The sequence below is a fragment of the Stutzerimonas sp. CXK-1 genome (assembly GCF_057738225.1).
Genome location: NZ_CM173217.1, coordinates 2390167 through 2405259, shown reverse-complemented (window position 1 = coordinate 2405259; position 15093 = coordinate 2390167). Strand labels below are relative to the sequence as shown.

General features: G+C 66.4%; 12 protein-coding genes. 9 read left to right on the top strand and 3 right to left on the bottom strand.

Going from position 1 to position 15093, the window contains the following annotated elements; translation table 11 throughout:
* The first annotated feature begins 26 nt into the window (after positions 1 to 26).
* The 5 genes from AC0KXH_RS11185 (at position 27) to AC0KXH_RS11165 (ending at position 7142) form a co-directional block, all read left to right on the top strand.
* On the top strand, positions 27 to 2162 hold the full coding sequence (locus AC0KXH_RS11185; protein ID WP_488223413.1) for a dihydrolipoyl dehydrogenase family protein: 2136 nt from the start codon (positions 27 to 29) through the stop codon (positions 2160 to 2162).
* A gap of 266 nt (positions 2163 to 2428) precedes the next feature.
* Positions 2429 to 3631, top strand: a complete 1203-nt coding sequence (gene zigA, locus AC0KXH_RS11180; protein WP_488223412.1) for a zinc metallochaperone GTPase ZigA — start codon at positions 2429 to 2431, stop codon at positions 3629 to 3631.
* A complete protein-coding gene (locus AC0KXH_RS11175) occupies positions 3631 to 4239 on the top strand; it encodes a DUF1826 domain-containing protein (protein WP_269262267.1) in 609 nt (202 codons plus the stop codon). The genes zigA and AC0KXH_RS11175 overlap by 1 nt, the downstream gene beginning before the upstream one ends.
* Before the next feature lie 213 nt (positions 4240 to 4452).
* Positions 4453 to 6414: a methyl-accepting chemotaxis protein gene (locus AC0KXH_RS11170; RefSeq protein ID WP_488223411.1), complete on the top strand. Its 1962-nt coding sequence runs from the start codon at positions 4453 to 4455 to the stop codon at positions 6412 to 6414.
* 83 nt (positions 6415 to 6497) lie between these two features.
* Positions 6498 to 7142 carry a hypothetical protein gene (locus tag AC0KXH_RS11165; protein ID WP_041104927.1) on the top strand — a complete coding sequence of 215 codons (645 nt, stop codon included), beginning with the start codon at positions 6498 to 6500 and terminating at the stop codon, positions 7140 to 7142.
* 25 nt (positions 7143 to 7167) lie between these two features.
* Here the strand turns inward: AC0KXH_RS11165 and AC0KXH_RS11160 are convergent, their stop codons facing one another.
* Positions 7168 to 7461: a GNAT family N-acetyltransferase gene (locus AC0KXH_RS11160; RefSeq protein ID WP_041104929.1), complete on the bottom strand. Its 294-nt coding sequence runs from the start codon at positions 7459 to 7461 to the stop codon at positions 7168 to 7170.
* 163 nt (positions 7462 to 7624) lie between these two features.
* Here AC0KXH_RS11160 and AC0KXH_RS11155 point away from each other — a divergent pair, with 163 nt between their 5' ends.
* From AC0KXH_RS11155 to AC0KXH_RS11145, 3 genes are read left to right on the top strand one after another with little or no spacing between them, the layout of a single operon-like run.
* Positions 7625 to 9064: a cytochrome ubiquinol oxidase subunit I gene (locus tag AC0KXH_RS11155; protein WP_488223410.1), complete on the top strand. Its 1440-nt coding sequence runs from the start codon at positions 7625 to 7627 to the stop codon at positions 9062 to 9064.
* Between the two features lie 2 nt (positions 9065 to 9066).
* Positions 9067 to 10074: a cytochrome d ubiquinol oxidase subunit II gene (gene cydB / locus AC0KXH_RS11150; RefSeq protein WP_041104932.1), complete on the top strand. Its 1008-nt coding sequence runs from the start codon at positions 9067 to 9069 to the stop codon at positions 10072 to 10074.
* Positions 10075 to 10090: 16 nt separating this feature from the next.
* A complete protein-coding gene (locus AC0KXH_RS11145) occupies positions 10091 to 10240 on the top strand; it encodes a DUF2474 domain-containing protein (RefSeq protein ID WP_074519892.1) in 150 nt (49 codons plus the stop codon).
* Between the two features lie 263 nt (positions 10241 to 10503).
* Here the strand turns inward: AC0KXH_RS11145 and AC0KXH_RS11140 are convergent, their stop codons facing one another.
* Both AC0KXH_RS11140 and AC0KXH_RS11135 read right to left on the bottom strand, forming a co-directional pair.
* Positions 10504 to 11541 (bottom strand): AraC family transcriptional regulator, encoded by a 1038-nt coding sequence (locus tag AC0KXH_RS11140; protein ID WP_061338965.1) that lies wholly within the window; start codon positions 11539 to 11541, stop codon positions 10504 to 10506.
* Positions 11538 to 12545, bottom strand: coding sequence for a carbon-nitrogen hydrolase family protein (locus AC0KXH_RS11135; protein WP_313305791.1), 1008 nt, complete (start codon positions 12543 to 12545; stop codon positions 11538 to 11540). Before AC0KXH_RS11135 ends, AC0KXH_RS11140 begins: the two co-directional genes overlap by 4 nt.
* A 185-nt stretch (positions 12546 to 12730) precedes the next feature.
* Between AC0KXH_RS11135 and AC0KXH_RS11130 the strand changes: the two genes are divergently transcribed.
* A complete protein-coding gene (locus AC0KXH_RS11130; protein WP_102860086.1) occupies positions 12731 to 14761 on the top strand; it encodes an NADPH-dependent 2,4-dienoyl-CoA reductase in 2031 nt (676 codons plus the stop codon).
* The last annotated feature ends 332 nt before the right edge of the window (positions 14762 to 15093 follow it).

Genomic DNA, 15093 nt, shown 5'->3' with positions numbered 1-15093 from the left:
GCTGCCATGGCCCGGGAGTGCGCGCGATGAGCTCGTCGCGGCTTCTGCTTCTGGCGATTCTGGCGGCGGCGGTGGCCGCTTTCTTCGCCTTCGACCTCGGCCAATACCTCACCCTGGAATCGATCAAGGCCAACAGCGGCGCGCTGCATGCGCAGGTTCAGGCGCACCCCTGGTGGGCGCGCGGCCTGTTCTTTGCCGGCTACGCGCTGCTCACCGCGCTGTCGTTCCCCGGTACTGTGGTGCTGACGCTGCTGGCCGGTGCCCTGTTCGGCCTGGTCGAAGGCACCGTGCTGGTGTCGTTCGCCTCGAACGTCGGCGCCGTCGTGGCGATGCTGATCAGCCGGTTCATGCTGCGTGGCTGGATCCAGCGCCGTTTCGGGAGGCAGATCACCGGGATCAACAAGGGGCTGGCGCGCGACGGCAGCCTTTACCTCGTCTCGTTGCGGCTGATTCCCTTGATTCCTTTCGTGCTGTTGAATCCCGCGCTTGGGTTGACGCGGGTCGGCTTCTGGACCTTCTGGTGGACGACGCAGCTGGGCATGCTGCCGGGGCATGCGATCTACGTGAACGCCGGCCTGCAGCTGGTCAGGATCGACTCGCTGTCCGGTATTCTTTCCCCGGCCATGATCGGCACGCTGGTTCTGCTGGCGGTATTCCCGCTGGTGGCCACGCGCCTGCTGACTTCCTACAAGGCGCGGCGGGCCTACCGCGGCTGGGACAGGCCCAAGCGCTTCGAGCGCAACCTGGTGGTGATCGGCGGTGGCACCGGGGGCCTGGCGACGGCGCGTATCGCCGCCTCGTTGAAGGCGCAGGTCAGTCTGGTCGAGCGTGGCCGCCTGGGTGGCACGACGATGCATGAGGGGGGTGTGTTGGCCCGTGCGTTGGCGCGCTCGGCGGCTTTCGCCAGGGCCGCGCGGCAGGCGGGCGTCGACCGTGCGGCCGACGCGCTCGACTTTGCCGAGGTGATGAGCCGTGTGCAGCGCCAGGCCAGCAGCGCGCGCAAGGGGGTATCGGTAGCGGAACTCGAACGGCTCGGTGTCGAGGTGATCAGCGGCGAAGCCAGGCTGCGTTCGCCCTGGTCGGTGGAGGTGCAGGGGCGCATCCTGACCGCGCGCGCCATCGTCATCGCCGTGGGAAGCCGCCCGCGACTGCCCTCGATTCCCGGTCTCGAGTCGGTCGAGCCGCTGACGTGCGACAACCTCTGCGAACTTCGCGAACGGCCCGCCCATCTGCTGGTGTACGGCAGCGGTGCGGGTGCTTGCGAATTTGCGCAATCGTTCCGGCGCCTGGGCTGCCGCGTCACCTTGGTCAGCGAGCGGGAGGCGTTGCTCGAACAGGAAGACCCGGAGGCCGTCGAGGCGGTGACCGCGGCACTGCGCGAAGATGGTGTCGAGCTGCGCCTTGGCCTGGTCGCGCAACGTGTCGAAGTCGCTGACGGCGAGCGCAGGTTGATCTGCCGGGCCGGTGACGAGGCCGAGCAGGCGCTGCCCTTCGAGCGCATTCTGCTGGCGCTGGGGCAGAGCGCCGATGTCGCCGGTCTGGGCCTCGAGGCGCTTGGGCTGCAGTGCGCGGAGGATGGCAGCCTGGAGGTCGACGAATACCTCTCGACCCGCTATCCGAACATCTATGCGGTGGGCAGCGTTGCCGGCCCCCAGGGCGCGCCCCATGTGGCCGAGCATCAGGCCTGGTACGCCGCGGTGAATGCCTTGTTCGGCGACTTCAAGCGATTCGCGGTGAGTGAGCGCGTGCTGCCGCGGGCGGTGTTCACCGCTCCCGAGATCGCCACGGTGGGGCTGACCGAAGCCGAGGCCAGGGCGCAGGGCTTCGAGCTGGATATATCGCGGCTCGAACTCGCCACCTTGCCGGGCGCGCTTGGCGGCGCCGATGCGGGGTTCGTCAAGGTGCTGACCGAGCACGGCAGCGATCGCATCGTCGGCGTCACCATCGTTGGCGAGCAGGCCAGTGAAACCCTGTCCGGTTTCGTGGTGGCGATGAAGCACAAGCTGGGTATGAACAAGCTGGCCGATATCGTCCAACTCGATGCCACCCTGGGTGAAGCCAGTCGGCTGGTGGCCGAAGTCTGGCAACAGCGGCGGCGCCCGGCCCGCACGCTGAAGTGGGCCCAGCGCCTGCATCGTTGGCGGCTGGGCCGCCAGCGCTGAGACGTCTTTCCCACGCCGGCCGGCCCGGCCGGGCCGGCTTTCGGCGTTTCCGTTCGATGCCACCGCATCGCTGAGTCCCGCCACGTCCTGCCGTGGCGCCGCGTAGCGTTGCCACTCGAGCGGCTGGCCAATACGACAAACAAGTTATAACATAACATTCGTTATCGGGCCGAGTGGCCGAGCTGCATGGCTCGGCAGGCATGGGCCCGGTTGCCCGGCCCCGCAACAGGCCGATCGATATCCTCTTCTCGTCAAGGAATTTGCCAATGGCTGCGTCACGCCTGCCTGTCACCGTGCTGTCCGGCTTTCTCGGAGCTGGCAAGAGCACGCTGCTCAACCATGTGCTGAAGAACCGTGAACATCGCAAGGTCGCCGTCATCGTCAACGACATGAGCGAGATCAACATCGATGCCGGCGAAGTGCAGCGCGAGGTGAGCCTCAACCGCGCCGAGGAGCGCCTGGTGGAGATGAGCAACGGCTGTATCTGCTGCACGTTGCGCGAAGACCTGCTCGAGGTGGTCAGCGAGCTGGCACGCGAAGGCCGCTTCGACTACCTGCTGATCGAATCGACCGGCATTTCCGAGCCGCTACCGGTCGCCGAGACCTTTACCTTTCGCGACGAAGGCGGGCGCAGCCTTTCGGATCTCGCACGCCTGGACACCCTGGTCACGGTGGTCGACGGGGTGAACTTCCTGCGCGATTTCCATGAGGCGCAGACGCTGGCAGAGCTTGGCGCAGACGAGGACGACGAGCGCTCGATCACCGACTTGCTGATCGAGCAGGTCGAATTCGCCGACGTCATTCTGATCAGCAAGATCGACCTGATCGCCCGGGCCGAGCGCGACGAACTCACGGCCATCCTGCGGGGGCTCAATACGCACGCGCGGATTCTGCCGATGACCATGGGCCAGGTGGCGCTTGCAGACATACTCGACACCGGCCGTTTCGACTTCGAGCGTGCTGCCCAGGCACCTGGCTGGCTGAAGGAAATGCGCGGTGAACACCTGCCCGAGAGCGAGGAGTACGGTATCGCGTCGACTGCCTACCGGGCCCGGCGACCCTTTCATCCGCAGCGCTTTCATGCGTTTCTCAGCCGCCCGTGGAGCAATGGCCGGCTGCTGCGTTCGAAGGGCTATTTCTGGCTGGCCAGCCGTTATCGCGACGCCGGCAGCTGGTCGCAGGCCGGCGGGCTGATGCGTCACGGCTTTGCCGGGCGCTGGTGGCGTTTCGTGGATCGACGGCATTGGCCGCAGGATGACGAAAGCCTGCAGAGGATTCTCAGCCAGTGGACGCCGGCAACCGGCGATTGCCGCCAGGAGCTGGTTTTCATCGGCCAGAACATCGACTTTCCGCAGTTGCGAGCCGAACTCGATGCCTGCCTGCTGGATGATCGGGAGATGGCCGCCGGCGCGGACGCCTGGCAGCACCTGCACGACCCGTTCGATCCCTGGCAGGAGAACGAAGCCTGATGCCGGCAGAACCGAACCGGGCTTCGCCGCGGCAGGTACTGGGCTCGACGCCCGAGGTCCTCGCCGAGGCCCTGCGCGAGGAAACGAACCTTGCCGTCTGGCGCCGGCAACTGCCCGGCGCGGTACAGGCGTTCGTGGCGCAACTGGCCGCTCAGTCGGGCCCGCTGGCCGAGAGCATCGCGCTGCACTGTGGCGCAGAGGATGCCGCGCCCGACTTGAGCCACCTGCTCGCCGGCCATACGGCGCGGGAGGGTTACGCCGACTTCATCGCCGATGTCGCCTGGCTGGTGAGCGCCTACGGTTGCCTGCTGGGTGCCAGGCGTATCGGCCTGCGTTTGCGCCTGCTCGAATGCGCCATGTGCCCGCGTTTTCACGTCGACCAGGTTCCGCTGCGGCTCGTCACCACCTATTTCGGCCCAGGCAGTCAGTGGTGCGATGGCCGGCCCGAGGCGACGGGGACGTCGGTACACGCGCTGAGCTGTGGCGATGTCGCGCTGCTCAAGGGCGAGCGATGGGCCGGTAACGAGGGCAGGGGGCTGCTGCATCGCTCGCCTCCCGTTGCGGCCGGCGAGCGCCGGCTGTTGCTGACGCTCGACTGGCTCGCCTGAACGCCCTCGGCCTGTCCTCTTTTGGTGCGCTCCGTGTGCCGGTTCTACCGCTTGTCGCCAGCGCCGCATGTCGCTTCAACAAAGCCCGGTCACCGTCGATACGCATGCCATGGCGGGCATGCGTATGCCCTTTGCCGGTCGCTGAACGACCGCGGCAGAGGATGAGTGGGCTCCGGGACATGCCGACCGGAGCCGCACAACGAGGTCAGATCAATGCTTAGGAATGTGCCACTGCGACTGAAGCTGGCGATGATTCTCCTGCTTCCCCTGCTCGGTTTTCTCTGGTTGGCCGGGCAACTCGTCGTGGGCAGCTACGAGACGCTGCGGGCGATGGAAAAGACCGTCTCGGCCAGCGCCGCTGCACATCAGGTCAGCCGGCTGATCACCACGCTGCAGCGCGAACGCGGCGCCAGTGGCGTCTACCTGGGCAGCCAGGGCCGCGTGATGAAGGACCGTCTGCCACGTCTTCGCGCCGACACCGATGAGGCGACGCGGGCCGTGCAGGCGCTTGCCGCCGCTGGCGACGCGCGGGTCGGCAAGGCGATTGCGGCGCTGGGCGGTTTGCAGGCCACCCGCAGTCAGGTGGACGCCCTGGCCATCAGCGGCCGCGATTCGGGCGCCCGTTACACCGAGCTGATCCAGGCGCTCATCGGTTTCACCTATGAACTGGAACTCAGCGTCGACGACGTCCGCCTGTTCCAGGCGCTCAACTCGCTGAACCAGTTCATCGAGATGAAGGAGCGGGCAGGGCGCGAGCGTGCCGTACTTGGAGTGGTTTTCAACCAGGGCCATTTCGATGCCGGCCTGGTGTCGACGTTCAGTCGCAACCTTGGCGAGTTTTCCGCCTACCAGGAGAACTTCCGGCGTGCCGCATCGGATGACTTCGTCCGTCAGCTCGACGAGCGCCTGCAACGCCCCAGTGCGCAGGAAGTGGCACGGCTGCAGCGGCTGGCCTTCGAGGTGCCGCTGGGCGAGGCGCTGGATGTCAAGCCAGAGGCCTGGTTCGAGCTGGCAACCCAGCGGATCGACCTGCTCAACGAAGTCGAGGAGGCGTTGGGCCAGCACGTCGGTGAGCTGGCCGCGCAGGCGCGCGATCGTGCACGCCTGGCCTTGTGGACGGCCCTGGCGGCTATCGTCGTCGCACTGGCGCTGGTCTCGCTGCTGTCCTACCTGATCATCCGCAACATCAACCTCGCCGTGGGCGAGGTGAACCGAGCGCTGCTCGCGCTATCCGGGCGCAACCTCACGGCGCGGGCGCGCTACCAGGGCAGCGACGAGTTCGGTGTGATCGCCGCCAACCTCAACGCCATGGCCGGCGAGCTCGCGCAGATCGTCGAACAGATCGGCAGCGCCACCGGCCAGCTGGCTACCGCTGCCGAGGAATGCTCGGCGGTCACCACGCAGACCAGCCAGAGCGTCGAGCAACAGCGCGAGGGCACCGAGCAGGTCGTGACCGCGATCAACCAGATGAGTGCCACGGTGCGCGAGGTCGCGCGCAGCACCAGCGACGCGGCGGAGCTGTCGCAGCAGGTCAGCGCCAGCACCTTGCAGGGCAAGGCCGAGATCGACGGGACCATCGAACTCATCCGTCGATTGTCGACGCAGGCGGAGCAGACCGCCGGGATCATTGCCGACCTGAAGAGCGAGACCGACTCGATCTCCTCGGTGCTCGATGTGATTCGCGGTGTTGCCGAGCAGACCAACCTGCTGGCGCTGAACGCCGCGATCGAAGCGGCCCGTGCCGGCGATCACGGGCGCGGCTTCGCTGTGGTGGCGTCGGAAGTCAGGGTGCTGGCGCAGAAGACCCAGGAGTCGACCGGCGACATCCAGCAGATGATCGCCAACCTGCAGGCGGGCTCCGATCGTGCTGCCCGCTCCATGCAGGACACCCTGGGGACGGTGCAGACCGGCGCGAGCAACGTGGTGCGCGCCGGCGAGCTGCTGGCACGGATCGCCGAGGGCGTGACCGGCATCAGCGATCGCAACATGCAGATCGCTTCGGCCACCGAGGAGCAGAGCCTGGTCGCCGAAGACATCAATCGCAACGTCATGCAGATCAACGACGTCGCGATCCAGGTCAGCGCTGGCGCCGAGCAGACGGCTGCAACGAGCCTGGAACTGGCACGGCTGGCCGAGCAACAACAGCAACTGGTGGGGCGCTTCACGCTGGCCTGAGGCTGCCAGGCGCGGCTGTCCGATTCCCGGCACGACCCGACACCGGCGCTGTCACAGCGACAAACCGTGTGTCGAGGTCGTTCATGTTGGATTGGATCAAGGATCACCAGCCGCTCATTTCTCTGGGCATTTCGCTCAGCACCCTGCTGGTCTGGGTGTTCTACGCCCAGCTGCTGCTGCGCAGCTTCCAGCGCCAGCGCAAGCCGAGCCTGATCATCAACCGCGGGGCGGGAAAGGGTATCGGCGCGCTCTGCCTGATCTCGAACATGAGTGCCGAACCCATGTTCATCAATCAGCTGGTGGTCTCGATCGACAGCTCGCGCGGCCCGCTGGATGTCGATGTCACCGACATTCGCCAGAGCGTCGGCGACGACGCCACGCCGGATCTGGCGGTCCACCAGACCACGCACCAGGGCCCGCTGCGCAGCGGTGACTGCATCCACATCGGCACTTTCCGCGGGATGTTGCGCCGGGTGGCCGAATGCAACGGCATCGAACTCGAGGGCGACCGTCCCGTCGGCGACGTCGCGTTTCATCATCTGGAGGTGCGCGCGGTGGCGTTCTATGGCCCGGAGCGCCATCCGCTGGGCGTCATTCGCCGCTTTCGTCTGCTGGACATGGCCAACCCCGAGTGCCGCCTGGTTCCGGAAAGCCCCTACACGCACCAGCTGACCTCGCGCAGGGAGCGCCGTCAGGTGCGCCGCTGGCTGACGGCATCGCTGGATTAGCCGGCCCGGTGCGGGCGCGGGTGGTTCAGGCGTCGGGCAGCAGATCCTGCCATTGCGGGTGCCGCGCGATGTACTCGGCGATGAAGCTGCAGCGGGCAACCACCCGCCGGTTCCGGGCGCGGACGTCTTCCAGGGCGCCACTGGCCAGGCGGCTGCCGAGCCCCTGCCCGGACAGGCTCGGATCGACGTCGGTATGCGTGAAGATCGTGCAGTCGCCTTCCTCCTGATAGCGCGCTGTGCCGCAAGGCTGCCCGTTGACGATGAGTTCGTAGCATTGGGCTTCGTCGTTGCGACGGACCTGGGTATCGGCGCTCGTCATCGTGCGTCTCCTGCGTGATTTGCCTGTTCTTACGAGTGACGGGCTGGGGCAAGGGTTCAGCGGTTCGCGGGCCAGGCGACTGCACCCTCGCGCGTCTGCGCTGTCAGTTGTGCTGGAACGCAGGTTAACCGCAGGGAGCGAGCAGCTGACGAGGATTGGCTTCATGTTCGGATTGGAAGCTTTGGAACTCGCGCGAATCCAATTCGCCTTCACGATTTCCTTTCACATCATCTTTCCCGCCATCACCATCGGCCTGGCCAGCTACCTGGCGGTGCTCGAAGGGCTCTGGCTCAAGACCCGCCGTGAGGTCTACCGCGACCTCTATCACTTCTGGCTGAAGATCTTTGCGGTCAATTTCGGCATGGGGGTGGTCTCGGGCATTGTCATGGCGTACCAGTTCGGCACCAACTGGAGCGCCTATTCCGAGTTCGCCGGTAGCGTCACCGGGCCATTGCTGACCTATGAGGTGCTCACCGCCTTCTTTCTCGAGGCGGGTTTTCTCGGCGTCATGCTGTTCGGCTGGAACCGTGTGGGGCCGGGCCTGCACTTCTTCGCCACGCTGATGGTGGCGCTGGGCACGTTGATCTCGACGTTCTGGATCCTCGCCTCCAACAGCTGGATGCACACACCCCAGGGCCACGAGATCATCGATGGCGTGGTGGTGCCGGTGGACTGGCTGGCGATCATCTTCAATCCCTCGTTTCCCTATCGCCTGGCGCACATGGCGGTCGCGGCCTTTCTTGCCACGGCTTTCTTCGTCGGCGCCTCGGCGGCCTGGCACCTGCTGCGCGGCAACGACAACCCCGGCATTCGCAAGATGCTCTCGATGGCGATGTGGATGGCGCTGCTGGTGGCGCCGGTGCAGGCGGTGATCGGCGACTTCCACGGGCTGAACACGCTGGAGCACCAGCCGGCGAAGATCGCCGCCATCGAGGGGCACTGGGACAATTCGTCGGGCGAGCCGACGCCATTGCTGCTGTTCGGCTGGCCGGACATGGAAGCCGAGCAGACGCGCTACAAGCTCGAAATTCCCTACCTGGGCAGCCTGATCCTCAAGCACAGCCTGAGCGAGCCGATCCCGGCGCTGAAGGACTTCCCGCCCGAGGACCGGCCCAACTCGACCATCGTGTTCTGGTCGTTTCGCATCATGGTCGGGCTCGGCCTGCTGATGATCGCTACGGGGTTGTGGAGCCTGGTGCTGCGCTGTGGCGACCGCCTCTATCAGTCGCGGCCCTTCCTGCGCCTTGCCGTACTGATGGGGCCTTCCGGGCTGCTCGCCATCCTCGCCGGCTGGTTCACCACCGAGATCGGCCGTCAGCCTTGGGTGGTGTACGGCGTCATGCGCACCGCCGACGCAGTCTCCGATCACGGCGCCGGGCAGCTCGGCCTGACACTGGCGATGTTCGTGCTGGTGTACTTCGCGGTGTTCGGCGTCGGCATGCTCTACGTGTTGCGCCTGGTGGCCAAGGGGCCGGTGCCCTTCGAGGGGCGTTCCACCGGCGTCGGCGGCTATGGCCAGCAGCGCACCCCGCTGCGACCGATCTCGGCGGCGGACGAGAACCTCGAACACGAGCAGGGCGACCATCTGGGCGAGAGGAACTGAGCATGGGTATCGATCTTTCACTGATCTGGGCCGTCATCATCATCTTCGGGATCATGATGTACGTGGTCATGGACGGCTTCGATCTCGGCATCGGCATCCTCTATCCGTTCGTCAACGACAGCTCTCACCGCGACGTGATGATGAACACGGTGGCGCCGGTCTGGGACGGCAACGAGACCTGGCTGGTGCTTGGCGGCGCCGGGCTGTTCGCGGCGTTTCCGCTGGCCTACTCGGTGGTGTTGTCGGCGCTCTACCTGCCGATCATCTTCATGCTGATGGGGCTGATCTTTCGCGGCGTGGCCTTCGAGTTCCGCTTCAAGGCCAGCAAGCAGCGCCAGCACATCTGGGACAAGGCGTTCATCGGTGGTTCGCTCGCTGCAACCTTCTTTCAGGGCGTGGTACTCGGCGCCTTCATCAACGGCCTGCCGGTCGAGGGACGGTCCTACGCCGGCGGCCCGCTGGACTGGCTGACGCCGTTCTCGCTGTTCTGCGGCGTGGCGCTGGTAGTCGGCTACGCCTTGCTCGGCAGCACCTGGCTGATGATGCGTACCGGCGGCGAGTTGCAAAAACGCATGCATGACCTGGGCGTGCCACTGGTCTGGGCGACATTGCTGGTGATCGGCATCGTCAGCCTGTGGACGCCGCTGGCGCATCCGGACATCGCCGAGCGCTGGTTCAGCCTGCCGAACCTGTTCTGGTTCATGCCGGTGCCGATTCTGGTGGTGCTCTGCACGCTGGGCCTGCTGCGTGCGATCAAACGCTACGCCAACTACCAGCCCTTCCTGCTCACGCTGGCGCTGATCTTTCTCGGCTACAGCGGGCTGGGCATCAGCCTGTGGCCGAACATCATTCCGCACCAGGTGGATATCTGGGCCGCCGCCGCGCCCCCGCAGAGCCAGGGCTTCGCGCTGGTCGGCGCGCTGCTGATCCTGCCGATGATCATGATGTATTCGGCCTGGAGCTATTGGGTGTTCCGCGGCAAGGTCAGCGCCGAGGATGGCTATCACTGAATCAGGGAGCACGCTTATGCATGATCGCGATCCGGGGCCGCAGCAACGCCCGCTCTGGCAACGCATGGCCTGGCTGGTTGCGATCTGGAGTGCCAGCGTGCTGGCGCTCTCGGTCGTTGCCTGGCTGCTGCGCCAGGCCATGACCGCGGCTGGCCTGACGGTCTGAGCGCACCGCCCGCGCCCGTCTGCAGGCCGGCCTGCACCAGCAGGCAGCATGATCCTCGTCATTTATCGGTAAGACATCCCCTTTAAGCTGGCACGGACCTTGGAACACGAAGCCAGCGAGCGGCGACGGCGCCGCCACCATGAGGGGAAAGAACAATGGAAGACTATCAGGACGAACTGCTCGAGCAGCACGCCGCGGAGCAGGACTTTACCGATGCCGCCGAGGATGCCTTCGAACTGTAGGCCCGTCGAAGGGCTGGCCGGTCAGCCCGCGCGACGCTGGGCGCGCCGGTAGTCCCCGGGCGTCTGCCCGCTCCAGCGGCGAAACGCGCGCTGGAAGGCCTCGGCAGAGGAGAAGCCGAGCAGCCAGGCGATTTCGCCAAAGGCCGAATCGGTATCACGGATATAGGCCATCGCCAGGTCGCGGCGGGTGTCGTTGAGAATGGCTCGATAGCTGGTGCCTTCTTCGTCCAGCTTGCGGCGCAGCGTCCAGGCCGGCATCTGCAGGCGGGCGGCGATCTGCGCCAGGGCGGGCTCCTGCCCCTTGAGCATCGGGCCGAGCAGCTGGGTGACGCGTTCGCGCAGGCTGCGGGTGCGCGTTAGCCGCTCGAGTTCGCCCTCGCAGAGTTGCAGCAGGTGGCGCCAGGTGCTCGGGCAGTGCTCGGGGTTGCGCAGCGCCAGCGTCGCGTGATCTAGATGCAGCTCGTTGGCTTCGGCCGCGAAGCCGATGTGCTGGCCCAGCAGCGGCTCGTAGCGCTCGGCGTATTCCGGCGCGGCGAATTCGATGTGCACGACGCCGGGTGAAAGCGCCGTGCCGGTCAGGCGACGGAGCTGGGCCACCCAGCCGGCCAGGACGGTATCGACGACGAAACGGTTGTAGGCGTTGTAGGGGCTGATCGAATAGAAGCGCAGCCATGCGCCCGTCGTGTCTTCGTGGAAACTGGAATGACCGCGGTAATTGGACGCATACAGCGGTTCAAAGCGAATCAGCGCACGCGCCGCTTCACGCACATTCGGTGCCTGCATTGCGGTAAGCCCGGCCAGCCCGAGATGGGCTGCCTTGCGCAGACGCGCCATGTCCAGGCCGAGCGCAGGGTCGCCGGCCAATTGGATCGCCGCATGGCCGAGACGCATGTAGCGAGGGATCGACAGCCGGCCGAGCGGCTCGGCCAACCGCGCGCTATCCAGGCCATAGGCGGCAAGCAGTGGCAGTGGGTCGATAGCGCGCTCGGCCAGCGCCTCCGCCAGGCTGTGCACGAAGCCGACCGACAGGTCGCCCAGGCGCACCGGCTGATGTTTCATGGACGCTCCGGCAGCCAGTGATTGGTGATGCGTACCGGCTCGCTGTGCGTTGTGCTCGCCGGGCGTCGCGGCGAACCAAGCAGGTTCCAGGGCATGCCGAGCGTGCGAACGGCGACATGTGGCAGCGCCGGGCGCACGCCATCGGGGCACCCGGCGGCGAGTTCGTCGGGCGCACCCGGCACGGCGAGCATGTCGGCCCCCGGTGGGACTGGCTGGCGGTAGGCATCGCAGCCGAGCAGGACGGCGAGTGCACCGGCGGGTGTCGGCAGTAGCGTCGGGCGATAGTTCTGCGGGGCGACGCTGTAGCGCCGTTCGTAGCGACCCAGGTGCTGCTTGTACTGCAGTGGCGCGAGCGGGCGACCCTGCGGGTCGAAGGTCAGGCTGACCTGCCGCAGCGGACCATCGTCCAGGCGCAGGCGACCCGCCTCGAGGCGTGGCTCCGGCAGTACGATCGAGCCGGCTACCAGCGTCACGCCGAACTCGCGCGCCAACTCGCCGAAGATCGCCTGGTAATCGGCGGCCATGCGCCCGGCCTTGAGCAGCAGGACGGCTTCGGTTCGGCGGTCGTCGCGCGGATTGCCGCCGCTCAGTGCGCGCAGGTACTGCCAGGGGTTGCTCAGTGCCATCCACTGCATCGCATCGCGCAGCGTGCGCGCCTGCTGCACCTCGGGCTTTTCACCCAGGGCAAACAGGCCGGTGCCGACATGCTCGGGCAGGACGACAATGGTCTTGTCCGTGAGCAGGCCGGCGTCGCGTGCCTGAGCCAGGTAGGTGGCGAACTTGAGCTTGAGTCGTTCGCGGCTCTGGTAATCGGCGGGCTGCAGGCGGGTCTCGATACCAATGAGGTTTCCGCGGCCACCTGCTACACCGAGGCTCTCGATGGGCAGGGTGCGCAGGTCGGAGAGCAGCGGGCCGCTGCGCCGGTCGCCGGTCCAGTCCAGATAGATCACTAGGGCAACGAGCGCCACCGGTACGAGCAGGAGCAGTTTGAGACGGGTTTGCATCGGCGGCCGACAGCGAAGCGATAGGTGGCCCAAGCCTAGGCAATGGCTGCTGGCTTGCCAAGCGCTGTGCGCAGTAGAGTCATAAAGTTGTGTGTTTGGATCATTGAGCGAGTGCGGCGGCCCCGCTATCGTCCCGTTCTATCGATCGCGTCCGCAGAGACGCGCCTAGCCGAAGAGGAATGATCATGACCGCCTTCCCGCACCTGCTGGCCCCGCTGGACCTGGGTTTCACCACGCTACGCAACCGCACGCTGATGGGGTCCATGCACACCGGGCTGGAGGAAATGCCCAATGGCTTCGAGCGCATGGCCGCGTTTTTCGCCGAGCGCGCGCGCGGTGGGGTCGGCCTGATCGTTACCGGTGGTGTCGGGCCGAACGAGGAAGGCTCGGTGCGCGCGGGTGCCGCCAAGCTGTCCACGCCCGAGGAAGCGGAGGAGCACAAGGTCGTGACCCAGGCGGTGCACGAAGCGGGCGGCAAGATCTGCCTGCAGATCCTGCATGCCGGGCGATATGCCTACAGTCCGAAGCTGGTCGCACCGAGTGCCATTCAGGCGCCGATCAACCCCTTCACTCCGCGCGAGCTGGACGAAGCGGGCATCCAGAAGCAGATCGACGATTTCGTCAATTGCGCCTCGCTGGCGCAGCGTGCCGGCTATGACGGCGTCGAGATCATGGGGTCCGAAGGCTATTTCATCAACCAGTTCCTCGTCGCCCACACCAACCACCGTAACGATCGCTGGGGCGGCAGCTACGAGAATCGCATGCGCCTGCCGGTGGAGATCGTGCGCCGTGTACGCGAGGCGGTCGGCGCGCAGTTCATCATCATCTATCGCCTGTCGATGCTCGACCTGATCGAGGGTGGCAGCACCTGGGAGGAGGTCGTGACGCTGGCCAAGGCGATCGAGGCGGCCGGGGCGACGTTGATCAATACCGGCATCGGCTGGCACGAGGCGCGCATCCCCACCATCGCCACCAAGGTGCCGCGCGCGGCCTTCACCAAGGTCACCGCCAAGCTGCGCGGCGAGGTCGGGGTGCCGCTGATCACCACCAATCGCATCAACATGCCGGAGGTGGCCGAGCAGGTGCTGGCCGAGGGTGACGCGGACATGGTCTCGATGGCGCGGCCTTTCCTGGCCGACCCGGAATTCGTCAACAAGGCCGCAGCCGGTCGCAGCGACGCGATCAATACCTGCATCGCCTGTAACCAGGCGTGCCTGGACCACACCTTCAGCGGCAAGCTGACCAGCTGCCTGGTCAACCCGCGCGCCTGCCACGAAACCGAGTTGAATTACATCCCGACCACCCAGGTGAAGCGCATCGCGGTGGTCGGTGCCGGGCCGGCCGGCCTGGCGGCCGCCACCGTGGCGGCCGAGCGGGGCCACCAGGTCACGCTGTTCGATGCGGCGGCCGAAGTCGGTGGCCAGTTCAACGTGGCCAAGCGAATCCCCGGCAAAGAGGAGTTCCACGAAACGTTGCGCTATTTCCGCAAGCGTATCGAGGAGACCGGCGTGCAGGTGCGCCTGAACACGCGCATCACCGCGCGCGAGTTGCTCGAAGGCGGCTACGACGAGGTCATCCTGGCCACCGGGATCGTGCCTCGCGTGCCGGATATCCCGGGTATCGATCATCCCAAGGTCATCAGCTACCTGGATGCGCTGCTCGAGCGCAAGCCGGTCGGCCAGCGGGTGGCGGTTATCGGCGCTGGCGGGATCGGCTTCGACGTTTCGGAATACATCACCCACGACGGCGAGTCGACCAGCCTCGATCGCGAAGCCTTCTGGAAGGAGTGGGGCATCGACCTCGGTCTCGAGGCGCGTGGCGGGATCGCCGGCATTCAGCCGGCACCGCATGCGGCCAAGCGGCAGGTCTATCTGCTGCAGCGCAAGAAATCCAAGGTGGGCAGCGGTCTGGGCAAGACCACGGGCTGGATTCACCGCACCGGGTTGAAGAACAAGCATGTGCAGATGGTCAGCGCGGTCGAGTATCTGAAGGTCGATGACGAGGGGCTGCACATCCGCATCGCCGACGGCGCGCCACAGGTGCTGCCAGTCGACACGGTGATCCTCTGTGCCGGGCAGGAGCCGCTGCGCGAGCTGCAGGCGGCCCTGCTCGAAGGCGGTGCCCAGGTGCACCTGATCGGTGGCGCCGATGTCGCCGCCGAGCTCGATGCCAAGCGGGCGATCGATCAGGGCTGCCGGCTCGCCGCTCAGCTCTGAGTTCCGGCCGGCCGTTGACGAGCGGGCGGACGGGGCCTGACAACCCGGCCAGGAATGCGCAGTGACCCCGCTGGCTGCGCTTCTTGTCCGGGTGCGCTGCGTTCACTGGTCTCCCTCCGGCTGCAGAGGGGCGCCGTCTGCCGCGCTGGCTGGCGCGCTTTAGCCAAGCCGATCGCATTTCCGATGACCGCCCGACCAACGCGGCAGATGCGGCGGACCGCTGCCAACCTAATCACATTGCCCGTTTCGGCTTTTCTCCTAAACTTGGCGCTCCCAACAGTCGCTGCCCGAATCCTGACGGCAGCCGCAGAGAAAGCCACTCCTACCGCGGG